The organism is Klebsiella sp. K5-45 (assembly GCF_030128605.1).
GTDB lineage: Bacteria > Pseudomonadota > Gammaproteobacteria > Enterobacterales > Enterobacteriaceae > Klebsiella > Klebsiella quasipneumoniae.
This window is the reverse complement of sequence record NZ_JAKUZW010000014.1, coordinates 22,372-35,128: the sequence shown is the minus strand read 5'-3', so window position 1 is coordinate 35,128 and position 12,757 is coordinate 22,372. Positions and strand designations below refer to the sequence as shown.

General features: G+C 61.8%; 15 protein-coding genes and 1 pseudogene. 6 read left to right on the top strand and 10 right to left on the bottom strand.

Going from position 1 to position 12,757, the window contains the following annotated elements:
• The first annotated feature begins 147 nt into the window (after positions 1 to 147).
• Positions 148 to 1,196, top strand: a pseudogene (locus MKS11_RS23495) (NAD(P)-dependent alcohol dehydrogenase).
• On the opposite strand, the gene MKS11_RS23490 reads toward MKS11_RS23495, so the two are convergent.
• Positions 1,193 to 2,146, bottom strand: coding sequence for a GlxA family transcriptional regulator (locus MKS11_RS23490; protein WP_004205105.1), 954 nt, complete (start codon positions 2,144 to 2,146; stop codon positions 1,193 to 1,195). The pseudogene MKS11_RS23495 and the gene MKS11_RS23490 sit on opposite strands and share 4 nt — an antisense overlap.
• Positions 2,147 to 2,167: 21 nt before the next feature.
• Entirely contained in the window at positions 2,168 to 2,947 is a 780-nt protein-coding gene (locus tag MKS11_RS23485; RefSeq protein ID WP_004205106.1) for an MBL fold metallo-hydrolase, read from the bottom strand.
• A 166-nt stretch (positions 2,948 to 3,113) separates the two neighbouring features.
• On the opposite strand from MKS11_RS23485, the gene MKS11_RS23480 reads away from it, so the two are divergent.
• Complete coding sequence (locus tag MKS11_RS23480) at positions 3,114 to 3,674, top strand: NUDIX domain-containing protein (RefSeq protein WP_017900754.1); 561 nt, start codon at positions 3,114 to 3,116, stop codon at positions 3,672 to 3,674.
• Here MKS11_RS23480 and MKS11_RS23475 read toward each other — a convergent pair.
• From MKS11_RS23475 to MKS11_RS23465, 3 genes are all read right to left on the bottom strand, one after another.
• Positions 3,664 to 4,518 (bottom strand): DMT family transporter, encoded by an 855-nt coding sequence (locus MKS11_RS23475; protein ID WP_004205109.1) that lies wholly within the window; start codon positions 4,516 to 4,518, stop codon positions 3,664 to 3,666. The genes MKS11_RS23480 and MKS11_RS23475 overlap by 11 nt on opposite strands.
• A 24-nt stretch (positions 4,519 to 4,542) precedes the next feature.
• Positions 4,543 to 5,352: a lipoprotein NlpA gene (nlpA, locus tag MKS11_RS23470; protein WP_048293920.1), complete on the bottom strand. Its 810-nt coding sequence runs from the start codon at positions 5,350 to 5,352 to the stop codon at positions 4,543 to 4,545.
• 126 nt (positions 5,353 to 5,478) lie between these two features.
• The gene (locus MKS11_RS23465) at positions 5,479 to 6,384 is read right to left on the bottom strand and encodes an AraC family transcriptional regulator (protein ID WP_017900756.1); all 906 of its coding nucleotides are present in this window, start codon (positions 6,382 to 6,384) and stop codon (positions 5,479 to 5,481) included.
• A gap of 118 nt (positions 6,385 to 6,502) precedes the next feature.
• Between MKS11_RS23465 and MKS11_RS23460 the strand changes: the two genes are divergently transcribed.
• Positions 6,503 to 7,039: a carboxymuconolactone decarboxylase family protein gene (locus MKS11_RS23460; protein WP_004205112.1), complete on the top strand. Its 537-nt coding sequence runs from the start codon at positions 6,503 to 6,505 to the stop codon at positions 7,037 to 7,039.
• Positions 7,040 to 7,059: 20 nt separating this feature from the next.
• On the opposite strand, the gene MKS11_RS23455 is transcribed toward MKS11_RS23460, so the two are convergent.
• Positions 7,060 to 7,530: a nuclear transport factor 2 family protein gene (locus tag MKS11_RS23455; protein WP_032456743.1), complete on the bottom strand. Its 471-nt coding sequence runs from the start codon at positions 7,528 to 7,530 to the stop codon at positions 7,060 to 7,062.
• Positions 7,527 to 8,159 (bottom strand): pyridoxamine 5'-phosphate oxidase family protein, encoded by a 633-nt coding sequence (locus tag MKS11_RS23450; protein ID WP_023319359.1) that lies wholly within the window; start codon positions 8,157 to 8,159, stop codon positions 7,527 to 7,529. Before MKS11_RS23450 ends, MKS11_RS23455 begins: the two co-directional genes overlap by 4 nt.
• A gap of 95 nt (positions 8,160 to 8,254) precedes the next feature.
• Here MKS11_RS23450 and MKS11_RS23445 point away from each other — a divergent pair, with 95 nt between their 5' ends.
• Positions 8,255 to 9,169, top strand: a complete 915-nt coding sequence (locus tag MKS11_RS23445; RefSeq protein WP_048326075.1) for a LysR substrate-binding domain-containing protein — start codon at positions 8,255 to 8,257, stop codon at positions 9,167 to 9,169.
• Here the strand turns inward: MKS11_RS23445 and MKS11_RS23440 are convergent.
• Entirely contained in the window at positions 9,166 to 10,659 is a 1,494-nt protein-coding gene (locus tag MKS11_RS23440) for an MDR family MFS transporter (protein WP_064794961.1), read from the bottom strand. The two genes, MKS11_RS23445 and MKS11_RS23440, sit on opposite strands and share 4 nt — an antisense overlap.
• An 80-nt stretch (positions 10,660 to 10,739) precedes the next feature.
• Here MKS11_RS23440 and MKS11_RS23435 point away from each other — a divergent pair, with 80 nt between their 5' ends.
• Positions 10,740 to 11,387 (top strand): TetR/AcrR family transcriptional regulator, encoded by a 648-nt coding sequence (locus MKS11_RS23435; RefSeq protein ID WP_017900760.1) that lies wholly within the window; start codon positions 10,740 to 10,742, stop codon positions 11,385 to 11,387.
• A 760-nt stretch (positions 11,388 to 12,147) separates the two neighbouring features.
• Here MKS11_RS23435 and MKS11_RS23430 read toward each other — a convergent pair.
• Entirely contained in the window at positions 12,148 to 12,564 is a 417-nt protein-coding gene (locus MKS11_RS23430) for a GNAT family N-acetyltransferase (RefSeq protein ID WP_017900175.1), read from the bottom strand.
• Between MKS11_RS23430 and MKS11_RS23425 the strand changes: the two genes are divergently transcribed.
• Complete coding sequence (locus tag MKS11_RS23425) at positions 12,539 to 12,655, top strand: hypothetical protein (protein ID WP_032431163.1); 117 nt, start codon at positions 12,539 to 12,541, stop codon at positions 12,653 to 12,655. The two genes, MKS11_RS23430 and MKS11_RS23425, sit on opposite strands and share 26 nt — an antisense overlap.
• Here the strand turns inward: MKS11_RS23425 and MKS11_RS23420 are convergent.
• A complete protein-coding gene (locus MKS11_RS23420; protein WP_032426094.1) occupies positions 12,615 to 12,737 on the bottom strand; it encodes a hypothetical protein in 123 nt (40 codons plus the stop codon). The genes MKS11_RS23425 and MKS11_RS23420 overlap by 41 nt on opposite strands.
• Positions 12,738 to 12,757: the final 20 nt, after the last annotated feature.

Below are 12,757 nucleotides of genomic sequence, written 5' to 3'. Positions count from 1 at the left end.
GCTCCTCACCCGGTGAGGAGCGGTTTTAACGCTTTGAGCTACCCGTCTCGCATCCCGGGCGCTCCAGGCTACGCTTATCCTTACCGCGCAAAAAACGCTCACCTCCGTCCGCCCGTTTTAACACCGATATAATCAAGAGGTTTCGCTATGCTGATCAACGCTATAGGTACCTACTCCGCCAGCCAACCGCTGGAATCAATGGCCATCACCCGCCGCGAACCGGGGCCGCAGGATGTGCAGATCGCCATCGCCTACTGCGGCGTCTGCCACTCCGATCTCCACCAGGCGCGATCGGAATGGGCCGGAACGCTCTACCCCTGCGTGCCGGGGCATGAAATTGTGGGCCGGGTCACCGCGGTCGGCGAGGCCGTCTCGCGCTACGCCGTCGGCGATCTGGTGGGCGTCGGCTGCATGGTCGATAGCTGTCAACAGTGCGAGGAGTGCGCTGAAGGGCTGGAGAACTACTGCGACCATATGGTGCTGACCTACAACGGCCCGACCCAGGACGCGCCGGGCCACACCCTGGGCGGCTATTCACAGCAGATCGTGGTCAAAGAACACTACGTGCTGCGGATAACCCATCCCGAAGCGCAGCTGGCCGCCGTCGCGCCGCTGCTGTGCGCCGGGATCACAACCTACTCGCCGCTGCGCCACTGGCACGCCGGGCCGGGTAAAAAGTCGGCGTGGTTGGCATTGGCGGCCTTGGACATATGGGAATCAAGTTGGCCCACGCCATGGGGGCCCACGTGGTGGCCTTTACCACCTCCGAATCCAAGCGTAATGCGGCCAGAGCGCTAGGCGCTGATGAAGTGGTGGTGTCGCGTAACGAAGAGGAAATGGCGGCCCACGTCAAAAGCTTCGATTTCATCCTCAACACCGTGGCGGCGCCGCATAGTCTCGATGCCTTCACCACGCTGCTGAAGCGCGATGGCACGATGACGCTGGTAGGCGCGCCGGCCACACCGCATCCGTCGCCGGAAGTGTTCAATCTGATCATCCGTCGCCGGTCGATTGCCGGGTCGATGATTGGCGGGATCGCGGAAACCCAGGAGATGCTCGACTTCTGCGCTGAACACGGCATCGTCGCCGATATCGAACTGATCCGCGGCGATGAGATCAACGAAGCCTGGGAAAGAATGGTCAAGGGTGACGTGAAATACCGCTTCGTGATCGACAGCGCGACCCTCGGCGGCTAAGCGCCGCGGCGGAAGGTACGCCGCCATTCGGTCGGACTGACGCCAAAGCGCGCCTTAAACTGCTGACGCCAGGTGACGGCAGAGAGATAACCCACCGCCTCCGCCACCTGCTCGACCGGCAGATCCCCCGCCTCAAGCAGGCTCTGGCTGCGGCGCAGGCGTTCGGCGGTCAGCCAGTCGGTGATGCTCATCCCGGTCGCCCGGGCGAAGTGGCGGGTCAGGCTGCGGCGGCTCATCGCCACCACCCGGGCCAGCGAATCGAGATTATGCGGCTCGGCAATATGCTGCTGCAGATAATCCAGCAGGCAGTTGATTCGCGCATCGCGGGTATTTTTCGGCACCGGCTGAGCGATGAACTGCGCCTGGCCGCCCTCGCGGTGCGGCGAAACAATCAGCCGCCGGGCGATCTGGTTGGCCGCGAGGCTGCCGTAACGCTGGCGGATGATGTAGAGGCAACAGTCGAGCGCCGCCGCGGTGCCCGCTGAAGTAATGATCCGCTGGTCATCGACGTACAGGGCGTTGATATCCAGCCGCACCTGCGGAAACCGGCGCTGAAAATCCTGCTCAAACTCCCAGTGGGTCGCCGCGCGTTTCCCGTCCAGCAGCCCGGCGTAGCCAAGGACGAACGCGCCCAGGCACAGACCGACGATTTCCGCGCCGTTATTCCGGGCCCGCACCAGGCTATCAAGCAGCGCCTGCGGCGGGCGCCGGTCGACCTCGCCCCAGTAAGGCACCACCACGATATCCGCCTGTTCCAGCACGGCGTAATCGCCGCTGGCGTACAGCGCGAAGCCGTCGCGGGCGCGCAGCAGCCCCGGTCGCTCGGCGCAAATGTGCAGATTAAAGCGTTTGTTTTCAGAGACCGAATCGCCAAACAGCATGCAGGGAACGGCGTAATGAAACGGGCTAAAGCCCTCTACGGCAACAATCGCCACGTCGGTGAGCTTCATCGTTCCTTCCCCTTACGCACGTTAATAAACCACGGTTTCCCCATCCTGCGGGATACACACTACCTCGGCAATCTGATTATCCAGCGCATACTGGCGCATCTCTTCCCGACTCACCAGGCAGTGGTTGACCGCCTCCAGGTGGATAGCCATGATTTTCGCTTCCGGCAGGGTGAAGTGCACGTTCAGGAGATCTTCCTTGCCCATGATAATCGGGCCAAAGCCGATGACGTGGGCGTAGCCGGCGTTCAACACCACCACGTCCGGGCGCAGCTTCAGCAGGTCGGCCGCAATTTCATCACGCCAGATGGTATCCCCCACCAGCCACAGCGTCTTCTCCTGCGGATGGCGAAACAGCACGCCGCAGGCCTCGCCCAGGCGTTCGGCCATCGCCGGCACCGCGTAGGTGCGATCGCTGCCGTGCTGGCCGGAGGTGGTTTTCAGCAGGCGCACGCCGGCAAATTCGCTGTCTGCCGTCAGCAGGCGGATATCCTGGAATCCCTGGCTGCGCAGCAGCGCACCGTCGGCCTCGTGCTGGACGAACACCGGCAGGGTTTTCGGGATCGCGGCGATCGCCGCCTCGTCCCAGTGATCGTCATGGGTATGGGTGACGATCACTGCGTCAACGTCGATAATGTTATCGCGGGAAAAAGGCAAGGCCACCAGCGGGTTGCGCAGCTCGCTGCGCGCGGTGCCCGGAAATCCCGGCCAGGCGCCTTTGTCCGCCAGCATCGGATCGATCAGAAACTTTTTCCCGGCGTAGTCAATAATCTGGGTCGCGTTACGGATATGGGTGATGTTCATGTCGGCGTTCCTCAGGGGGTGATTTGACGAACATCGTACTGAGTACCAGCCTGGCGCAATAGGGGCATTTGGGCAAGGATCGATGAAATCGGGCCAACCTGCGGCGATTGCTATCCGTCTCCGGCTATGTTGTTCTGAAGGCTCCATTTTTGACAGGAGTGGCAGGATGAAGAAAAAACTGACCGCCGCCGATATGCACGACCCGCAGGTCATCGCCGAGACGCCGTGGTTCAGCATGCGCAAGGTGGGTATTGATATCGCCCCCGGCGAGCGCCGCGACTTTTACGCCATTCACTATCCCCGCCCGGCGGTGGGGGTTGTGGCTATCCAGGAGGGCAAAGTGCTGCTGATTCGCCACTACCGCTACCTGATCGACAAGGTAGTGTGGGCCATTCCGTCAGGCGGCGTTGACGAAGGGGAAGATCCGGCGGCGGCCGCGCTGCGCGAGCTGCGGGAAGAGACCGGCTGGCAGGCTCAACGCGTCGAGGAGATCATTCGCTTCAACCCCTCCTACGGCAGCAGCGATCAGCTGTTTATCACCTGGCTGGCTACCGGTTTACGCTGGGTGGGGATGGATGCGGCTCAGGATGAGGTAATGGAAACCGGCTGGTTTACCTTTGAGGAGATAAACCAGCTGATCGCCCGCGGCGAAATGCCGGACGGGCTGTCGCTGGTGCCGCTGCTGCAATTGATGGCGCAGCCGCGCACCGGGCAGGCTACGGCTTAAGCATTCGCCAGCGGAACCACAGCTGGGCCACGAGGATCAGCACGCCGCCGATAATTTTCTGCAGCGGCAGCTGTTCGCCGTACCACAGCGCGGCGGCAATGACCGTCAGCAGCGGTTCGAGCACCATAATGATCGCCGCGCTGGCCACCGCCGCGTACTTTTGCCCCTTCATCTGCAGACCGAAGCGCAGGCTGGTGGCGATGACAATGCTGGCCACCAGCCAGCCGAAGGTCGGCAGGGTCATCGGCTGGTCCCAGCGTTCAACGGCAGCGGAGATGGTCAACCCGACGATACCAGTGATCGCCAGCTGCACGGTGGTCAGGGGGATCAGCGGTACTTCACGCGCGCAGCGGCTGGTGTAACAGAACCAGATCGACTGCACCAGCGCCGTCAGCAAAAACCAGCCCTGGCTGGGGTGGAAGGCTATCGGCATGTGCAGGCTGAGCAGGCCCAGGCCCACCACCGCGATCGGCAGGCACTCCCACCAGGCCCGCGGCGGACGCACCTTCATCATCACCCACGCGGTCAGCGGGACGAACATCATCGACAGGCTCATAATAAACGCCCCTTCGCCGAGCGACGCCGTCGTGGAGACCGAGTAGATCCACAGGCAGAGGTTGAGCGCAAACCACAGCCCGCTGATGATGAGCTTTGGCCAGTGCTGCTTTTGCGGGCGAAACCCGCGGCAGAACGGCAGCAGCAGCAGCGCGGCGAAGAAGAAGCGCAGCCCAAGGAACGCGAATACCGGCATGCCGGCGATCGCCTCGCGGGAAAAAATCCAGCCGCAGGCGGCAATCACCGTCGCAGCAATCAGCAGCAGGTCAGCCTGCCGTTGGCGTACCATACGCGCCTCTCCCTGTGTGTTGGCTTACCAGCCCGGCACCGCGCCGCCGTTGAAGATAGTCTCAGCCGCCTTCGCCACCTCCGGCGACTGGTACGACTGCATAAACTCCTTCACGTTTTCCGCGTCTTTATTGTCTTCACGGGTCACGATGATGTTCACGTAGGGCGAGTTTTTATCTTCGATAAAGATGCCATCGCGAACCGGCGACAGCCCGGTTTGCTGCAGGTAGGTGGTGCTGATGATGGCCACGTCGACTTTAGGATCGTCGAGTACGCGCGGCAGCTGCGCCCCTTCCAGCTCCATAATTCTCAGGTGATGCGGGTTGTCGGTGATATCCACCGCCGTCGGCAGCAGGCCGGTGCCGGCTTTGAGGGTAATCAGCTTCTCTTTTTGCAACAGCAGCAGCGCCCGCCCGAGATTGGTCGGGTCGTTGGGGATGGCGATCGTCGCGCCGTCGTTCAGTTCGGCGACTGACTTGATCTTGCGCGAATAGCCGGCCATCGGGAAGACGAAGGTATTGCCGACCGCCACCAGATGGTAGTTATGCGCTTTGTTGTCCTGCTCAAGGAAAGGCCGATGCTGGAAGACGTTGGCGTCCAGATCCCCGGCGTTGGTCGATTCGTTAGGCAACAGCGAGCCGCTGAACCCCACCAGCTCTACCTCCAGACCATACTTCTCTTTGGCCACCTTCTTCGCCACTTCCGCCACATCCTGTTCAGCGCCATTAATCACGCCGACCTTAATGTGCTTCGCTTCATTACTCTTTTGGTCGCAGCCGACCAGCGCCAGACCCGCCAGCATTACCGCGGCGGCGGCACGTAAACGTAATCTCATCCTCTTCACCCTGTCCGTCCTGACTGTCATTGTTTTTTTCGTGCAAAACTATAGCGACTTTCGGGTGGGGTAATAAACAGCAAACCACGCAACCGGAAATAAAATCATCTTCCCCAGAGCGAAGCACTAGCCCCGTCGCCACTCGCCCGGCGTCACGCCATAGCGCATTTTGAAACGCTTCGAGAAGGACGCCAGCGACTGAAAGCCGCAGCGTTCGGCAATCACCTCGAGGTTGGTCTGACGCTCGAGGCGCAGCAGCCGGGCGGCCAGCGCCATTCGCAGCTGCGACAGCCACGCCTGCGGCGTCAGGTGATAAACGCGGGCAAAATGACGGGCAAAGGTGGCCCGCGACAGAAAGGCGCGGGCGGCCATGGTTTCCAGCGTCCACGGCTGCTCCGGGGTCGCCATCACCGCCAGCACCGCCGGCATCAGGCGTTCATCGCTCATCAGACGCAGCAGCCCGCCGGGCGGCTGCTGCTCGCCAAGCAGCATGCGCAGCAGCAGCACCAGCAGCGTATCGCCGAGGCTGCGCACGATAGCGCTGCCGCCGGGACGCTGCGCCAGGCTTTCGCGGACCAGTATGTTAAGCAACGGCTGCAGCTCCGGGCAGTCTTCGCGCGTATCGGTATGGAGATGGATCAGCGTCGATGCCTCAGTGAACAGCCAGCTAACGTGCGGACCAAAATAAAATTCGCCGCACAGCATCTCCAGCGCCCCCTCCGCCGGGCCGGCGCGCATTTCCGTCACCGTGCCGTTAAACCGGTGCGCTACCGGCAGCACCTGGCCCCACTCCACCAGGCTCTCCATCAGATGCGGCGAACCGTGCGGCAGGAGGACCACATCTCCCGCGCGCAGGTGATGAGTCTGGCCGCCGACGTTAAGCCGCCCCTCACCGCGCAGCACCACGTGCCACGGCACCACGCCGCTGCGCATTTGCTGGTGCCCGGCCTGCCAGCGGCCGCCGAAGCGACAGTGCAGGTTCACTTCGCAGCGCGGCGCCAGCAGCGCCAGCAGATGACTGAGACTGTCCATGCTTCTCCTGAGACGATAAGACAAAAAGGTGAGACGAAGACCGCCAGTCTAGCATGCGGCAACGGCCTAAGATGACCCCAATGCCAACACACACCCTCGATAACAACAGGAGTTAACCATGAGCCGTTTAGCTGATATTCGTGAACAAGACGCCACTGGCAAAGCCGCCGATATTTTCGCCGGGATCAAAAAAGCGATGGGCAAAGTGCCAAACGCCTACCTGACCATCGGCGGCCACTCGCCGGCGGCGTTGCAGCAGGCGCTGGCGCACAATGCGATGCTCCATAAAGGCAGCCTCAGCGCCCAACAGCTGGAGGCGATTAATCTGTCAGTCAGCGAAGCCACCGGCTGTGACTACTGCCTGGCCGCGCACACCCTGATGGCGAAAAAAGCCGGCTTCAGCAGCGAGCAGATCCACGCCCTGCGCCGCGGGGCGTATGCGGAAGAGACACAGCTTGATGCGCTGGTGAAATTTGCGCAGACTCTGGTCACCACCACCGGTACGCTGCCGGAAGCCGACGTCGCCGCGCTACGCAACGCCGGTTTTAGTGACCAGCAGGTGATTGAGATTATCAGCGCCATCAGCGCGATCCTGTTCACCAACATGGTGAACCGGGTTAACGACACGGTGGTCGACTTCCCGAAAGCCGATTAATCCGTCGCGCAGCGCCAGTTTTACAGCCCCAGATCGCTGAGCCCCGGATGATCGTCCGGGCGACGCCCCTGGGGCCAGTGGAACAGGCGCTCGCTTTCAGCGATCGGCAGATCGTTGATGCAGGCGTAGCGCGTCTGCATCAGTCCATGCTGATCAAACTCCCAGTTTTCATTGCCGTACGAGCGAAACCAGTTGCCGCTGTCGTCGCACCACTCGTAGGCGAAGCGCACGGCGATACGATTTTCCTGCCATGCCCACAGCTCCTTAATCAGCCGATATTGCTGCTCTTTGCGCCATTTCCGCTGCAGGAATTCGACAATTTCCCTCCTGCCGTGAACAAACTCGCTGCGGTTGCGCCATTCGCTGTCCACGGTGTAGGCCAGAGCGACCTTTTCGGCATCGCGGCTGTTCCAGCCATCTTCCGCGGCGCGGACCTTCTGGATAGCGCTGTCGCGGGTAAACGGCGGTAACGGGGGACGTTGTTCGGTCATGCTGACTCTCCTCTGCGGGCTAATTGCTGCTGCAGGCGCTGATTCTCCTGCTCCAGGTCATGAATACGTTGCTGCAGGTTCTGGCTGTACTCCGCCACCTGCTGCGCGCTGTAGCGCGGCGTAATGTGCTGCGGGCAGTTCCAGTCAAACGCCTGCAGATGAAAGAGAAACAGGCGCTCGATGCGGGCGCGATAGTTGGCCGGCGCTACCTGCGCCAGCAGCTGCGGGTGGTCCTCTGCCGCCACGACCTCGACGGTGGCGTAGATTTTCAGCCTGGCACGGCGTGGATAATCCATCAAAAACAGGCAGGCCCGGTCGCTGCCGCGCAGGTTGCCGGTGGTGATGTACTGACGGTTACCGCCGAAATCCGCCATCGCCAGGGTGGTGTCATCCAGCAGATGCAGAAACCCCGGCGGGCCGCCGCGGTGCTGGACATAGGGCCAGCCGCTCTGCGACACCGTCGCCAGATAGAAGCTGTCGCGGGTGGCGATCATCCCCGCTTCGCTGTCGCCGAAGCGGTCGGCCTGGCGGCGGCTATGCGGCGTTTGCCACAGCTGGTCGCTGCCCATTTCATGCTGCACATCCATCACGTCCGGGGTGATGGCGATATCGAGAAAGGTTGCTGCCATAGCGCCTCCTGTTGTCTGGCGCCATCATGGACTGTACTGCGAAAAATGATAATACTGGTTTAGTGGCAATCATCTTTCCAGAAACCGGGAGAATAATGGATCGATTAAGCGCGATGGCGCTGCTGGTGAAAGTGACCGAGCTGGGGAGTATGTCGGCGGCGGCGCGGGCGCTGAATATGCCGTTGACCACCGTCAGCCGCCATATCGGCGAGCTGGAGAACACGCTGGGAGTGCGCCTGCTGGCGCGGACCACCCGCAAACTGACGCTCACCGACGCCGGGGTCGATTATGTCGCCGCCGCGCGGCGGATCCTCGAGGAGGTGGAAAACGCCGAACGCCAGGCGACGGGCGAGTATCAGGAGCCGAAAGGCGAGCTGGTGATCTCTGCGCCGACGATGTTTGGACGCCAGCACGTTCTCCCGGTGATCGCTGAATTTATCGCCCGTTACCCGCAAATTCGCGTCCGTTTGCTGCTCAGCGATCGTAACGCCGACCTGGTGGGCGACCATATCGATCTGGCGGTGCGGATTGGCGACCTGGCGGACAGCAGCATGGTGGCCACCCGCCTCGGCAGGATGCGCATTGTGGCCTGTGCCCATCCGGCGCTGCTGGCGAAATACGGCGAGCCGCAGCGGCCGCGCGATCTGGCGGCGCTGCCGATCATCCGTATTGAATCGCCGATGCCCTATCGCGGCTGGCGCTTTCGCGCCGCTGAGCGCGAGGACCAGCTAATTAATCTGCCGCCGGCGCTATCGGTCACCACGCCGGAGAGCGCTGCTGATGCCGCGCGGCTGGGGGTGGGCGTAGCTCGCTTACTGCACTATCAGGCGCTGGACGGCCTGCGACAGGGTGAGCTCCGTCTGCTGCTGGAACGCGTCGAGCCGGAACCGGCGCCGGTCCATTTGCTGTATACCGCGCGGGACCTGGCGCCGCTTAAGCTGCGAAAATTTATCGATTTTGCCGCGCCGGCGCTGCGTCAGGCGCTGCTGCGCATCGCCGGGGCCGCTTAGTGCGTCGCGGTCTTCAGCGGCGCCTCCTTTAACAGCCAGGAGAGGACAAACGCCACCGCCATAATGCCGGCCGCCATCAGGAACGCCGCGTGGATCGCCGCGCCGAAGGCGTCGAGATAGTCGAGGCGGATATCCGCGGGCAGGTGCTGCACCGCCACCGGATTCATTCCCGGCGGCAGTACCGCGCCTTCCGGCAACAGCTTTTGCAGGTTGCTCTGCAGTACGTGTGTGAACACCGCGCCAAACAGCGCCACGCCGATGGAGCCGCCGATCGAGCGGAACAGGGTCACGCCGGAAGTGGCCACGCCGTACAGCTTCGCCGGCATCGCGTTCTGCACCGCCAGGACCAGCACCTGCATCACCAGCCCCAGACCCGCCCCCAGCACGCCGGTAAACAGGTACAGCTGCCACAGCGGCGAGTAAATGGTGATCCGGGTCAGCAGCACCATGCCGGTCACGCCAAGCAGGGTGCCGAGGATCGGAAACAGGCGATATTTACCGGTCCGGCTGATAATGCGCCCACTGATAACCGAGGTCAGCAGCAGGCCGCCCATCAGGGGGAGCAGCTGCAGCCCGGCCTCGGTGGGGGTCGCCTCCTTCACCACCTGCAGATAGAGCGGCAGGAAGGTGACCGACCCGAACAGCGACATGCCGATGACGAAGCCGATCAGGCTGCACAGCAGGAAGCTGCGGTTGCGGAACAGCGACAGCGGAATAATCGGCTCGGCGGCCATCCGCTCTTCGTAGATAAAGCCGATGACACCCACGATGCCGAAGGCCAGAATGCACCACAGCTGCGGGTCATTCCAGGCATGGACGCTGCCCCCTTCCGAGGTAAACAGGATGATGCACAACAGCGCCATGCTGAGGTAAATCGCTCCCAGCCAGTCAATCTGATGCTGGCTGCGTTTATTGCTGCTGTGGAATACCGCGCCGATCACCAGCAGCGCGAAGAGGCCCAGCGGCAGATTGATGTAGAAGATCCAGCGCCAGGAGGCGTGTTGCACCAGAAAGCCGCCGATCAGCGGGCCGATCACCGTCGCCAGGCCAAAAACGCCGCCGAACAGACCCTGATAGCGGCCGCGGTTGGCGGGCGGGATGACGTCGGCCACCGCCGCCATGCTGATCACCATCAGGCCGCCGCCGCCGAGCCCCTGCAGGCCGCGCATCAGCACCAGCTGGGTCATGTTTTGCGCCAGCCCGCAGAGGGCGGAGCCGACGAGAAACAGCCCAATCGCCACCTGCAGCACGATTTTGCGACCGAACAGATCGCCGAATTTACCGTACAGCGGCACCGCGATGGTGGAGCTGAGGATATAGGCGGTGACCACCCAGGAAAGCTTGTCCAGCCCCCCCAGTTCGCCGACAATCGTCGGCAGCGCGGTGGAGACAATGGTCTGATCCAGCGCGGAGAGCAGCATCACCAGCAGCAATGCGCTGAACAGCAGGCGTATCGACTGCACCGGTGGGTTTGCGACTTGAGTAGTCATCACAACGCTCGCTTGAAATTAATTAAATGCATAATTAATATTTAGTGAAAGAATGAGTCGGGTCAAGAGATCGCCATATCATGACAGCACAAAAGGATCAGAATGCCCCCCGCCGCCCGGGGCGACCGCGTGGAAAAAAATCGGGTACCGCCAACCGCGAACAGCTGATGGACATCGCCCTGACGCTGTTTGCCCGCGACGGTGCGGCCCGCGTGTCGTTGAACGCCATCGCCAAAGAGGCCGGGGTAACGCCGGCGATGCTGCATTACTATTTCAGTTCGCGGGATGCGCTGGTGACGCAGCTGATTGAGGAGCGCTTTATGCCGCTGCGCAACCACATCAGCCGCATCTTTGTCGACCATCCGCAGGACCCGGTGCTGGCGCTGACGATGATGGTCGAAACGCTGGCGCATATGGCGGAGAAGAACGCCTGGTTCGCGCCGCTGTGGATGCAGGAGATCATCGGCGAGATGCCGATCCTGCGTCAGCATATGGATGCCCGCTTCGGCGAGGAGCGTTTTCAGGTGATGCTGGAGGCAGTGCGCCGCTGGCAGCTGGAGGGCAAGATTAACCCGGCGCTGTCGCCGGAGCTGCTGTTTACCACGGTGATTAGCCTGGTGCTGGTGCCGTTTTCGCGCATCCACAGCGATCCGCGTTTACAGGCGGTCAACCGCCAGACCATCGTCAGCCACGCGCTGGCGTTGATGGGCCACGGCGTCGGGGGTTAAGCGCAGCCGCCGCCCGGCAAAAGCTTTTGTAGCCCGGATAAGGCGCCACGCGCCGCCATCCGGGATTTTCCCTGCTCGCGCTACGCTTAGCAGGGCTACAGTCGTAGGCCGGGTCAGGCGCAGCCGCCACCCGGCGAAATAACGGCACAACCGGAAATGTCCCTCTTAGCACTATGTTTGGCAGGGCCACAACGTTTAGCAGGGCTACCACTCCCGTGTTATGTCCGGGCAGATTGCGCTCCCGGTTGATCTTCTGCGTTATGTCTCTTATGGAGCAGGGAGCGCACAGGGGGCGGCCAGTCGCCGCCGCCCCCTGTACTCCCGGGCTCCGGCCAGCAAAATCGCCGCTGCGCGGTGCCTTCGACTTATCCCTGCAGGCTTCGGGTCGGGCCGAGGCAGCGTCCATGCAAAACACGGCCCTCAGCCCGCATCCATGCGGGCTGCCCCGGCCTTCCGGGAACGTCTCAGCGATTTTGAGGCCGCCAGCACCGGCAGTTTCAGTCGCGCAAGTGGGTATATCAACAACAGGCCGCTCGGCATCATGACGGGCACAGCACGAACCCCAGGACGGGTAAGGGGACAGCCGCCACCCGGCAAGAATACAGGTGACGTGCCTGATATCCTGCCCGGCGGCGCTGCGCTTGCCGGTCCTGGGTGGGGCGAAACTATGGGAGAACGGTGTAGGCCGGATAAGGCATTTATGCCGCCATCCGGCACAATCACAGGTACGGTACCTGACCGCCCGGCGATATCAGGATCGTTACAGCGCTTTCGACAAATAGTGACGCTGCATCCCCGCGTGCGGGAAGTCGGGCAGCGACATCTGCAACTGATAGCCTAATTTCTGATAAAACGGTAGCGCCTGGAAGCTAAAGGTATCCACCAGCAGATGGCTGCAGCCCAGCGCCTGCGCCTGCCGCTCCACCTCCTGCATCAGCTCGCTTCCCAGCCCGCGTCCGCGGGTCGCCTCGCTGACCCACAGATACTCAATACACAGCCAGTTGCCTTTGCGTTTGGCAATCAGCCCGCCCTGCATCACCCCTTGTGCATCGCGCGAGTAAACGCCCAGATCGCCAAACTGCGCCGCATCAAGATACTGCTGATTATAGTGCCGCAGACCGGCGAATAATTCTTGTTGATCGTCGGGATTAATGCTTTTTGTAATGATTAACGCCATTAACTATCTCCAGTATCGCGATGCCGAATGGTTATTTTCCCTCTCCACTTTCACAAAAAATTCTTATTTTCTCCATGATTATTTGCCTTAATTTTTTGCGTTCTAAAAGTAAGCAAAAAAACCTTTCCATTATCGCGGCGGATCGTATAATGGCAAAAAATGAGAATGATAATTCTCACCACAAACCAGAGGA

What these genes read in the sequence shown, in the direction of transcription:
- MKS11_RS23490 (WP_004205105.1), bottom strand. Translation starts at nt 2,146, where the DNA reads ATGAAGCTCACCGACGTGGCGATTGTTGCCGTAGAGGGCTTTAGCCCG.
- MKS11_RS23485 (WP_004205106.1), bottom strand. Translation starts at nt 2,947, where the DNA reads ATGAACATCACCCATATCCGTAACGCGACCCAGATTATTGACTACGCC.
- MKS11_RS23480 (WP_017900754.1), top strand. Translation starts at nt 3,114, where the DNA reads ATGAAGAAAAAACTGACCGCCGCCGATATGCACGACCCGCAGGTCATC.
- MKS11_RS23475 (WP_004205109.1), bottom strand. Translation starts at nt 4,518, where the DNA reads ATGGTACGCCAACGGCAGGCTGACCTGCTGCTGATTGCTGCGACGGTG.
- nlpA (WP_048293920.1), bottom strand. Translation starts at nt 5,352, where the DNA reads ATGAGATTACGTTTACGTGCCGCCGCCGCGGTAATGCTGGCGGGTCTG.
- MKS11_RS23465 (WP_017900756.1), bottom strand. Translation starts at nt 6,384, where the DNA reads ATGGACAGTCTCAGTCATCTGCTGGCGCTGCTGGCGCCGCGCTGCGAA.
- MKS11_RS23460 (WP_004205112.1), top strand. Translation starts at nt 6,503, where the DNA reads ATGAGCCGTTTAGCTGATATTCGTGAACAAGACGCCACTGGCAAAGCC.
- MKS11_RS23455 (WP_032456743.1), bottom strand. Translation starts at nt 7,530, where the DNA reads ATGACCGAACAACGTCCCCCGTTACCGCCGTTTACCCGCGACAGCGCT.
- MKS11_RS23450 (WP_023319359.1), bottom strand. Translation starts at nt 8,159, where the DNA reads ATGGCAGCAACCTTTCTCGATATCGCCATCACCCCGGACGTGATGGAT.
- MKS11_RS23445 (WP_048326075.1), top strand. Translation starts at nt 8,255, where the DNA reads ATGGATCGATTAAGCGCGATGGCGCTGCTGGTGAAAGTGACCGAGCTG.
- MKS11_RS23440 (WP_064794961.1), bottom strand. Translation starts at nt 10,659, where the DNA reads ATGACTACTCAAGTCGCAAACCCACCGGTGCAGTCGATACGCCTGCTG.
- MKS11_RS23435 (WP_017900760.1), top strand. Translation starts at nt 10,740, where the DNA reads ATGACAGCACAAAAGGATCAGAATGCCCCCCGCCGCCCGGGGCGACCG.
- MKS11_RS23425 (WP_032431163.1), top strand. Translation starts at nt 12,539, where the DNA reads ATGCTTTTTGTAATGATTAACGCCATTAACTATCTCCAGTATCGCGAT.
- MKS11_RS23430 (WP_017900175.1), bottom strand. Translation starts at nt 12,564, where the DNA reads ATGGCGTTAATCATTACAAAAAGCATTAATCCCGACGATCAACAAGAA.